Annotated in this window: 6 protein-coding genes and 1 tRNA gene; 2 read left to right on the top strand and 5 right to left on the bottom strand. The window is 64.5% G+C overall.

Annotated elements, in window-relative coordinates:
- Positions 1-385 precede the first annotated feature (385 nt).
- Positions 386-685, top strand: coding sequence for a hypothetical protein (locus CVM73_RS38255; protein ID WP_100236876.1), 300 nt, complete (start codon positions 386-388; stop codon positions 683-685).
- Positions 686-870: 185 nt separating this feature from the next.
- Here the strand turns inward: CVM73_RS38255 and CVM73_RS38260 are convergent, their stop codons facing one another.
- The 3 genes from CVM73_RS38260 to CVM73_RS38270 all read right to left on the bottom strand — a co-directional run bounded on the left by CVM73_RS38260 (position 871) and on the right by CVM73_RS38270 (position 3,061).
- Positions 871-2,064, bottom strand: a complete 1,194-nt coding sequence (locus tag CVM73_RS38260) for an XRE family transcriptional regulator (protein WP_100236877.1) — start codon at positions 2,062-2,064, stop codon at positions 871-873.
- A gap of 171 nt (positions 2,065-2,235) precedes the next feature.
- Positions 2,236-2,312: transfer RNA gene (locus CVM73_RS38265), tRNA-His, on the bottom strand.
- A gap of 314 nt (positions 2,313-2,626) precedes the next feature.
- Positions 2,627-3,061, bottom strand: a complete 435-nt coding sequence (locus CVM73_RS38270; RefSeq protein WP_100236878.1) for a phasin — start codon at positions 3,059-3,061, stop codon at positions 2,627-2,629.
- Between the two features lie 974 nt (positions 3,062-4,035).
- On the opposite strand from CVM73_RS38270, the gene CVM73_RS38275 reads away from it, so the two are divergent.
- Positions 4,036-7,347 (top strand): PAS domain S-box protein, encoded by a 3,312-nt coding sequence (locus CVM73_RS38275; RefSeq protein WP_100236879.1) that lies wholly within the window; start codon positions 4,036-4,038, stop codon positions 7,345-7,347.
- Positions 7,348-7,511: 164 nt separating this feature from the next.
- On the opposite strand, the gene CVM73_RS38280 is transcribed toward CVM73_RS38275, so the two are convergent.
- Positions 7,512-8,684 carry a thiolase family protein gene (locus CVM73_RS38280; protein WP_100236880.1) on the bottom strand — a complete coding sequence of 391 codons (1,173 nt, stop codon included), beginning with the start codon at positions 8,682-8,684 and terminating at the stop codon, positions 7,512-7,514.
- Positions 8,685-8,890: 206 nt separating this feature from the next.
- Positions 8,891-10,480 (bottom strand): phosphoglycerate dehydrogenase, encoded by a 1,590-nt coding sequence (gene serA / locus CVM73_RS38285; RefSeq protein WP_100236881.1) that lies wholly within the window; start codon positions 10,478-10,480, stop codon positions 8,891-8,893.
- Positions 10,481-10,534 lie beyond the last annotated feature (54 nt).

Here is a 10,534-nt window from a genome sequence, read left to right on the forward strand (position 1 = left end):
ACCCGCCTGATCGCCTTCAATTTGTAGGCCGTCGGAAACTGACGGTTCTTTGCTCGTACTGCCACAGGTCATCCTCAAAATGCCTGTCACAGGAATTATCGTGTCTCACTTAAGGGGGGCAGTCCAGCACGGTCACCGTAATCCGCATCGAGGATTGGCGTGGGCCGCGGCGCGAACGCGTACATCTTTGCGGTTCACATCAGCGGCTGGTGAACCCGGTGTCACGCGCGGTGGCGCTGGGGACGCTGCTGGCGGAGGTGACGTTGCCGGGGGTGGTGGGGTAGTCCGATGACAGGTGTTGTGACCGTTGTGCAGAGGAACATAAGTACCTTTGGGAGCGACGATCTTAAACTCCTGTTAACCATAGGGCAGCGAGGGTTCGGCCATGGCTCCTGATTTGGTCCGAATTGAATGGGTTGATAGCGGCCAGCCTATCCCCGGCTGGCAATGGCTATCCGATCTCGGCAAGCGCCGTCCGCACAAGTGCGTATCGGTTGGGTTTCTTGTGCAGGACGACGAGCAAACAAAGGTTCTCGCGCCGAACTTGGGAGCAAGCAACGGCGATGACGAATGGGATCAAGCGTCGGGACTGTTTACGATCCCGACCGCCGCTGTGACCAAGATCGAACGACTTACTTCCGCCGCGTCGGCTTCGATGACGACTTTTGGTCAGGCCGCTGAGTAAGCGCCGACGCCGCGATCGTCTTGATCTGTTTGTTGGTCAGCGAGCCCGGATTGCGAAGCCCCTGAGAAGCGATCGAACCAACACCCCTAACCCAGCGACCTTCGCCCATATGGTCGGGTGGATGTCCTCTGGCATGAACTCCAGAGGGTTGCTCAACCCCGATGTGTCGAGGCAATATTTCTTCATCAAGTTCTGAAATGATTTCGGATGTCATCGAGGTGGGCGAGATTTTTGATGCCCATAAACTCTGCCGCATTGTGGTTCGTGATCATTCCGTTCGACCACGCTTCAAGGACAAGTCCAGTGTAAAGGTCACCACGCGATGACCGAAATCTTGAACCATAGTATTCGGGACGACCGCCGCCTTTGAATTCCTTCTCTTGCTGAAGGAACTGGGGTCTCTTCACTCGCCAGTAAAAATCTTGATCGACATAACCAAGCTCAACGAGACGAACCAGTGCAGCGTGACGGCTCACACAGAAAGCATTGGCCACGGCTGCGATCTTTCCGTCGTCTATGCTGCGCTCTGGTCGTCGCGGCGCTGGCTGGAGTACCCGAACGATTTCGGTTTTCGGCATTAGGAACGCGCCCGCAAAGCCATCGCACCAATCCTCTACCTGTCGCTCACGAGTCTTGCTTGGTGCTGATCCTATTGGACCACTAATTCCGCTCTCCTTGAGGACGACGTGTCCGAGCTCATGTGCAAGCGTGAAGGCCTGTGCGGTTGGAGCTTCCTTGCTGAAGACGAGTACGGGAAGAGAACTTGCAAAGAGGCACATGCCTCGTGCGCCGAAGGCCGCTAGACCGGAATTCTTCATAGTTATGATGCCCGCGCGTTCTAGGTAATTCCGGAATGCGCTGATGAACTTCGCCTTATCGTTGCCCTTACGCGAATACTGCTCGTCCATCGGCAGCCTCAGCGCTTCACGGACGGCCGTCGCCGCTGCTTCGTGGTTTTTCCCGAGGGGCCAGTAAAACGAGTCGTCAAGGACGGGCGGTTTGATTCCCAGAATGTCGTAGAGATCGAGCGCATTGAGGCGTGTCTGCTCGGCCTCTGCCTGGATTAGGAGGAGTTCGTATTGCTCGTTTGGAGCCTCAGCGCCTGAATGCAGCCGAAAATCGGGAACCAGCTCCAGCTCCTTTATTTTCGGCTGCTCCTTAGAAAGAAGCTCCATGAACGGCACATCGTAGACACTTGCCAGCTTACGGGCTTGCTTCACGGTCGGGAGGTCCGCACCGGTTTCCCATCGCTGTATGTGATCGGGCGTTACCCCGGCTCCTTTCGCCGCGCTCTCCACAGACAGCCGCACGCGCTTCCGCGCCCATTGAAGGACGTCGCGATTGAACGGCGCTCTTTCTTTCTTCTGGGCGATAGCCATTGCGCGTCACCTTAGCGCAAAACGTAAACTGAATGGTGTGCGGTTCAACATGTCACGCCATGGTTGCGGAGTAAGGGCCCGCACCGCACTGCATTGGCGCGAACACAGAGCGGCGCTTCTGCTCACCCTAGCCCGATCGTTGGATCATTTCTGCTAAGAATTTGATTTGCTTGGTACAGTTGGGTGGGCTCGAACCACCGACCTCCTGTTCCACAGACAGGCGCTCTAACCAACTGAGCTACAACTGCATCCTGGCGAGCCGCGGCTTGGGACGCCCTGAGAGGGCCGGTGCCAAGGGGGGCTGGACGGGGCGGAAACTAGGTGCAACGGGCGTTTTTGGCAAGGCCGCAAACGAACGAAAAACCAGCGGAAATCACAGTCGGGGCGATGAAATCGAGCCTGATGGCGGACGATAAGGGTTTGCGCTCGCGCTTACCGGAAAATCCCCGTGGGGAGAGAACCCTCACCCGGCGCTACGCGCCGACCTCTCCCGCACGCGGGAGAGGTGAAAAAACCCGGGCCTTTCGGCCCGGGTTTCGGTAGCTCAAGCCGGCCTCACCGCTCAGGCGGCGGGGTGGTAGTACTTCGAGGCACTCGCCTTGATCGGCTCGGCGGTCTCGCTGGCGACGCGCTGGGAGAGCTCGACCAGCTCCTTGGCCTGGGACTGGAAGGTCTCGAGCTGCTTGCGGGCGTGGCCGGTCCACAGCTCCATCGCTTCCGACGGCGATTTGGCGCCGAACAGCTGCTGGGCGAAGTCCAGCTGGGCGCTGGAGTTGGCCTTCATGAACTCGACCAGCTTGGCGGTGTACTCGGTCGCGCCCTTGGAGGCCGAGGTGAACACGGCCTCGACGGTGCCGTTGTGGGTCTCGGCCGCGTCCTTGAACTTGGCGTAGTTCTCGCGGGCCTGCGATACGCCCTTCTCGGCGAACGCACGCATCTGCTCGGGAACCTCGAACGGGATGATCGAGGCAGAAAACGGATCAGTCGCACCTGTCATGGTTGTCCCTCACGCTAATTGTAAAAAATGGAGTGAGCCTTCTGGCGCGCCCGCCGGCCCCGATTGTGGACCCTGGCATTGAGCGGGAACGAAAGACTGGAAACGCGAAACAAACGAGATGGCTCGCCAGCGGCGACACTATGGCTGCCTATCATGTCAACATTGTGCATCGCAATGCGCCAGGCCGGTGCGCCGCGAAATTTAATCTCGGGGAGCGTGAGGTTCCCCGCCGGGGGAACCGGGGGTTGAGGTAAATGGGTGCGGCACGGAAGCCCTCGGCAGCGCGGCGCGTTCTTACCCTCCCCTTGTGGGCCCCTGGAGGGGGAGGGTCGGCTCGCAACGCGTCAGCGATGCGAGACGGGGTGGGGTGATCTCTCCACTCGGGCACCGCCTGTGAGGAGAGACTGTCACCCCACCTCGGTTCGCACTGCGCTTCGCTATATGCGAACCGATCCTCCCCCTCCAGGGCAGGGCGATCGCATATGGCGTGCACGATGCGGCGGCATCGGCACTGGGCTCCCTCCCCCGCTTGCGGGGGAGGGTTGGGGAGAGGGTGTCTCCGCGTTGGGGTCGTTGAGAATTTGCCGAGTTTGTCCCTGCGCGGCGAGAGCCCTCACCCGCCGCGCTCGGGACGATGCTTCGCATCGCCCGGGGCGCGTCGGCCTCTCCCGCAAGCGGGAGAGGCGGAGCAAGCCCGCGGACAGTCCCCGCGAAAGCATATGCGATCGCCCTGCCCTCCAGGGGAGGATGGGCACCTTTTACGCCGCACGGGCTGTGATCATCCCGCGAATCCCTTGGATGCAACATCGGCTCGGCTTGCGGGTTTGGGCACATTAAGGTTATCGCCGCTTAGGCGCGCTCTTCCGGGCTTGCGGCCGTGGACCTGCCCGCGCCTTCCGGGCGATACTAACCCTTTCTTAAGGCTGCCATTCCCGGCAGCCGCCACACCTGATGCGTGAGCGACAGCCGGCCTGATGACGCGTTCGGATTTCCAGTTGCGAGGGGTGGGCGATCCGCGGCTGGCCGTGCATGCGACCTCTCCTCTGCCGGCCTGGCTGTGGTCGATCGACGGCGCGCGCGTGCTGTGGGCCAATCCGGTCGGCGCAAAGCTGTTCGGCGCGGCGCATAGCGCTGGCCTTTCGGACAAGGTGTTCGGCCCCGCCGACAGCCATCGCCGCCAGATCGCGCGGCTCGCCCGCCAGCTGCCGGCGAACGGCGCGGTGCGGCTCGAACGGCTGCGCGGCTTCGGCGCCCGGCTCGGCACGCTGATGACCTGCGCCTGCGCGCGGCTCGACTTTGCCGATGGCGGCCATGCTGTGCTCGTCATCGCGATGGACCCGACGCTGCGCACGATGCCGCTGGTCGAGCGGCTGCATCGGCTCGTCGCGGGCGCCAAGGTGCCGATGGCGGCGTTCGCGCCGGACGGGCTGTTCGTCGGGGCGAGCGAGGCCGCCCGCGCCCTGCTCGGCTTCCGCGATCTCTTTGAGGCCGGCCTCGACCGGGCGCGCAGCGATGCGCTGGCAACCGGCCGCGCCGCGCCGCCGATCGGCATCGGCCAGATGGTGCTGCAACGCGTCGGCGCGGGTGCCGATGTCGGCCTGGTCGCGCTGATCGAGCCTGGCGCCAATGCAGCGGCGGCGCGCGCTGCCGCGCCCGTCGAGCCTCCGGCTGCAATGCCGGAGAACGCACAGCCTGCGCCGTCGAGCGCGGCTCCGTCCGCCTTCGCGCTGTTCGACGCTTTCACCGATCCGGTCGAAACACCAGCCGAGACGATCGCGCAGGTCCCGGAAGCGGCCGACGCCGCGGCCAAAACTCCGGTTGAAAACCGCTGCTCAGCCCTTGTGTCGCCGCAGGCTGCGCCGATCACTGTCGGCATGGTCGAGCCGCCGTCGGGCCAAGGGGCCTCGGGCCAGCAGGAGCCGCCCGCACCGCATCAGCATCCGCTGCGCTTCCTCTGGCAGATGGATGCAGAGGACCGCTTTGTGCTTCTCTCCGATGACTTCATCCGCCTGATCGGCGCGCGCACGGCCGCCGGCTTCGGCCGCCCCTGGCGCGAGATCGCCGCGGAGTTCTCGCTCGATCCGGACGGGCGCGTGGCAAAGGCGCTGGACAGTCACGACACCTGGGCCGGCGTCACCGTGAACTGGCCCGCCGATGGCGGCGAGCACCTTCCGGTCGAGCTTGCGGGCCTGCCGGTCTACGACCGGATGCGCAACTTTGCCGGCTTCAGGGGATTTGGCGTCTGCCGCGATCTCGACGGCCTCAACCGGCTCGAGGCGCTGCGCCGCTTCGAGCTGCTCGTCGCGCCGCCGGCGCAGCAGGGCCTCTCCGCTGAGGTCGCCGAGCCCGAGGCCAAATCCGAAACAGCGGCCGAAGCAGCGGCGGCGCCTCCGCCGATCGAGCCACCCGAGCCAACAGCCGAGCCTGACCTGCCAGAGCCCACAAGCGACGCGACTTCACACCCAACCGATCTGGACACGCCCGTGGAAACGCCTCCCAATGTCGTGCCGTTCCGCCCGCCCGGCGATACGCGCTCCCCGACGCTGGCGCCGGTCGAGAACAGCGCGTTCAACGAGCTCGCACGGCAATTGTCCGAGCGGCTCGAACGCGAGCGCGAGACCATCGCGACTGACGCGGCCGAGCCGGCGGCGGAGATCTCAGCCGAGCCGGCGGAGCCCGAACCGCCGCAGGCTGCAGCCGAATGGCTGACCGAGCCGGCACCGCCGCCGCGCGGCGCCAGCGCGCGCGACCGCACGCTGCTCGATCTCTTGCCGACAGGCATCCTGATCTACCGGCTCGACCGCCTGCTCTACGCCAACCCCGCCTTCCTCGCGCGCATGGGCTATTCCAACCTGACCGCGCTGGAGCATGCCGGCGGACTGGATGCGCTCTATGTCGAGCCGGGCGTGTCGTCGGCCAGCAGCACGTCGCAAGGCGGCACGCCTGTCACGATCAGCGCGACGGTCGCCAATGGCGAAGAACCGCTTGCGACCACTGAGGCGCATCTGCACACGATCGACTGGGACGGCGAGAGCGCGCATGCGCTGATCTGCGCGCTGCCGCAGGCGGCACCCATCGCGGCCTCGCCTGTCATCGCAGAGACCGTGATCGCCGAGACCGTTGTCGCCGAGACCGTCGTCGCAGAGTCCTTCCCCTACGAAGCCGAGCCCGCGGCCGGCGAAGCCGAGGCGGAGGATCTCGCCGCCATCCTCGACACCACGGCTGAAGGCATCGTCATGTTCGATGCCGAAGGCAACATCCACGCCTGCAACCGCAGCGCCGAAGCGCTGTTCGGCTATGACGGCGAGGCGCTGCTCGAGCAGAACCTGATGACGCTGTTCGCGCCCGAGAGCCAGCAGATCGTCGCCGACTATCTCGAAAGCCTGAAGAGCCAGGACATTTCCAGCCTGCTCGACCACGGCCGCGAGGTGCTCGGACGCGAGAAGAAGGGCGGCGTCATTCCGCTCGCCATGATCATGGGCCGCACGCGGCCGGACGGGCCGAACTTCTTCGCCGTGTTCCGCGACATCTCCCAGAGCAAGAAGGGCGAGAGCGAATTGAGCCAGGCGCGCCGCCTCGTCGACGGTGCCGCCAATGCCAAGGCCGACATGCTGGCGCGGATCAGCCACGAGATCCGCACGCCGCTCAACGCCATCATCGGCTTTGCCGAGGTGATGATCTCGGAGCGCTTCGGCGCGCTCGGCAACGAGCGCTATGGCGAATACATGAAGGACATCCGCGCCTCCGGCGAGCGCGTCATCGCCATCATCGACGACCTCCTGGAGCTGTCGCGGATCGAGACCGGCAAGCTCGATCTCAATTTCGCCAACCTCAACCTCAACGACCTCGTCGAAGCCTGCGTCACGGTGATGCAGCCGCAGGCCAATCGCGAGCGCATCATCATCCGCACCTCGCTCGGCCATGCGCTGCCGCAGGTGAGCGTCGACGCGCGCGCGATGCGGCAGATCACCGTGAACCTGATCTCGAACTCGATCCGGCTTGCGACCGCCGGCGGCCAGGTCATCGTCTCGACCGCACTGACCGACCACGGCGAGATTGCTCTTCGCATCCGCGACACAGGCCACGGCCTCAGCGAGCGCGAGGTCGCCGCCGCCATGGAGCCGTTCCGTACCCCGCCGCCCGGGGATGCCGCAGACAGCTCGGCGCTGAGCCTGTCGCTGACGAAAGCGCTGGTCGAAGCCAACCGCGCCCGCTTCAACATCAAGAGCGCAGGCCACGGCACGCTGATCGAGGTGGTGTTCGCGCCGGCTCTGGCGCGGGCGTAATCGTCATTCCGGGGCGCGCCTCTTGGCGCGAGCCCGGAATCCATCGGGCCGCTGCGACGGTGGTGCGATGGATTCCGGGCTCGTCGCTTCGCGACGCCCCGGAATGACGACTGCAAAAAAGGGCACGGCTTGCGCCGGGCCCTTTCGCATTCATGTCGCCTTGATCAGCTGTAGATCTCGAACAGGCCGGCGCCGCCCTGGCCGCCGCCGATGCACATCGTCACCACGCCCCACTTGGCCTTGCGGCGCGCGCCTTCCTGCAGCAGATGACCGGTGAGACGGGCGCCGGTCATGCCGAAGGGATGGCCGATCGCGATCGAGCCGCCGTTGACGTTGTACTTGGCGGGATCGATGCCGAGCTGGTCGCGGCAATACAGGCACTGGCTGGCGAAGGCCTCGTTCAGCTCCCACAGATCGATGTCGTCGATCTTGAGGCCGGTGCGCTTCAAGAGCTTCGGAATCGCGAACACCGGGCCGATGCCCATCTCGTCGGGCTCGCAGCCGGCGGTGGCCCAGGCGACGAAGCGGCCGAGCGGCTTGAGGCCGCGCTTCTCGGCATCCTTGGCTTCCATCAGCACGACGGCGGCGGCGCCGTCGGAGAGCTGGCTGGCATTGCCGGCGGTGACGAACTTGCCGGGACCCTTCACCGGCTCGAGTTTTGCCAATCCTTCCAGCGTGGTGTCAGGGCGATTGCATTCGTCGCGATCGACGACGTAATCGACGATCGACTCCGCCTTGGTCTGCTTGTCGACCACCTTCATCTTGGTCTTCATCGGGACGATCTCGTCCTTGAACTTGCCCGCCTGCTGCGCGGCAGCCATGCGGCGCTGCGATTCCAGCGAGAACTCGTCCTGGTACTCGCGGCTGAGCTTGTAGCGCTCGGCGACGATGTCGGCGGTGTCGATCATCGCCATGAAGATGTCGGGCGCGACCTTGAGCAATTCAGGATCGATCGATTCCTTCGGCGAGCCGCCGCCGGGAATCGAGATGCTCTCGACGCCGCCGGCGACGATGCAATCGGCGCCGTCGGAGCGGATCGAGTTGGCGGCCATCGCGATGGTCTGCAGCCCCGAGGAGCAGAACCGGTTCACCGAGACGCCGGCCGTGGTCTTCGGCAGGCCGGCGAGCAGCGCGGCCTGGCGGCCGATGTTCGGCGCGCCATGGGCGCAATTGCCGAGATAGCAGTCCTCGACATAGTCCTTGTCGACGCCGGCGCGGCTCACCGCATGCTTGATGGCGTGGGCCGCGAGCGACATCGGCGCCGTGATGTTGAACCCGCCGCGGCCGGATTTGGCGAGGCCCGTGCGCGCATAGGAAACGATGACGGCTTCACGCATTGTTTTCTCCCTTGTCGAACGATTTTGAACGGAGCGTTGATACGAAGCGTTCTGGGCGCCATTGGTACACAAAGTTTGGTAAGCGCGGGGAAAATAAAAACGCCGCCTCCAATGATGGAGACGGCGTTGTTCCGCGGGTCGGAATATAGTGATATGATGACCGTCATTCCTGGGCGCGCGTGAGCGCGAACCCGGAATGACGTGCCCTAGAACGTCAGCGCCTTGACCTGCTTGACCTGGGGCAGGGCCTGCACCCTGGCGAGCACGTCGGCCGGCACCACACCGTCGACCTCGACCAGCGCGATGGCGTCGCCGCCCTGCTCGACGCGGCCAAGATGGAAGGTCGCAATGTTGATCTTGGCGTCACCCAGAAGGCCCGCGAACTTGCCGATGAAGCCCGGCTTGTCCTCGTTGGTGACATAGATCATCGACTTGCCGAACTCGGCGTCGACGCGGATGCCCTTGATGTCGACGAGGCGCGGCTTGCCGTCGTGATAGACGGTGCCGGAGACCGAGCGCTCCTGGCGTTCGGTCGCGACCGTGACGGTGATCAGGCTCTCATAGTCGCTCTGCGCGGCGCGGGTCACCTCGTCGACCACCATGCCGCGCTCCTTGGCGACGACGGGCGCCGACACGACGTTGACCTCGCCCAGCATCGGCCGCAGCAGTCCCGACAGCACCGCGGAGGTCAGCGCCTTGATCTTCATTTCGGCGACGTGGCCCTCATAGGTGATCGTGACCTTCGAGATACCGGTCTCGGTGAGCTGGCCGGCGAACGAGCCGAGCTTCTCGGCGAGCGCGATGAACGGCCGCAGCTTCGGCGCTTCCTCCGCGGTGATGGACGGGAAATTGATGGCGTTGGAGATTGCGCCGGAGATCAGGTAGTCCGACATCTGCTCGGCGACCTGGAGCGCGACGTTCTCCTGGGCTTCGGTGGTGGAAGCGCCGAGATGCGGCGTGCAGATCACGTTGGGATGGCCGAACAGCACGTTCTTGTTCGCAGGCTCCTCGACGAACACGTCGAAGGCGGCGCCCGCAATGTGCTTGGAGTTGAGCGCATCGACCACCGCCTGCTCGTCGACGAGGCCGCCGCGGGCGCAATTGATCAGACGCACGCCCTTCTTCATCTTGGCGATTGCGGCCGCATCGATGATGTTCCTGGTCTTCTCGGTGAGCGGCGTATGCAGCGTGATGAAATCGGAGCGCTTCAGGAGGTCGTCGAGCTCGACCTTCTCGACGCCGATGTCCTTGGCGCGCTCCGGCGACAGGAACGGGTCGAACGCAATCACCTTCATGCGCAGGCCGAGCGCGCGGTCGGCGACGATCGAGCCGATGTTGCCGCAACCGACGACACCGAGCACCTTGCCGGTGATCTCGACGCCCATGAAGCGGTTCTTCTCCCACTTACCGGCCTGGGTCGAGGCATCCGCCTGCGGGATCTCGCGCGCCAGCGCCAGCATCAGGGTGATGGCGTGCTCGGCGGTCGTGATCGAATTGCCGAACGGCGTGTTCATCACGATGATGCCCTTGGCCGTGGCGGCGGGAATCTCGACATTGTCGACGCCGATGCCGGCGCGGCCGATCACCTTCAGCCTCGTCGCCTTCTCGATGATCTTCGCGGTCGCCTTGGTCGCGGAGCGGATCGCAAGGCCGTCGTAATTGCCGATGATCTCGGCCAGCTTGTCCTTGTCCTTGCCGAGATTGGGCTGGAAGTCGACCTCGACCCCGCGGTCTTTGAAGATCTGCACGGCGGCGGGAGAGAGCGCGTCGGAAATGAGAACTTTGGGTTTGGTCATGGGGATGTGTCCTTCACACCCTCCCCTGGAGGGGGAGGGTGTGAAGGACACATC

The organism is Bradyrhizobium forestalis (genome assembly GCF_002795245.1).
GTDB lineage: Bacteria > Pseudomonadota > Alphaproteobacteria > Rhizobiales > Xanthobacteraceae > Bradyrhizobium > Bradyrhizobium forestalis.

Coding starts and splice junctions, on each gene's coding strand:
- CVM73_RS38255 (WP_100236876.1), top strand. CDS start 386: ATGGCTCCTGATTTGGTCCGAATTGAATGGGTTGATAGCGGCCAGCCT.
- CVM73_RS38260 (WP_100236877.1), bottom strand. CDS start 2,064: ATGGCTATCGCCCAGAAGAAAGAAAGAGCGCCGTTCAATCGCGACGTC.
- CVM73_RS38270 (WP_100236878.1), bottom strand. CDS start 3,061: ATGACAGGTGCGACTGATCCGTTTTCTGCCTCGATCATCCCGTTCGAG.
- CVM73_RS38275 (WP_100236879.1), top strand. CDS start 4,036: ATGACGCGTTCGGATTTCCAGTTGCGAGGGGTGGGCGATCCGCGGCTG.
- CVM73_RS38280 (WP_100236880.1), bottom strand. CDS start 8,684: ATGCGTGAAGCCGTCATCGTTTCCTATGCGCGCACGGGCCTCGCCAAA.
- serA (WP_100236881.1), bottom strand. CDS start 10,480: ATGACCAAACCCAAAGTTCTCATTTCCGACGCGCTCTCTCCCGCCGCC.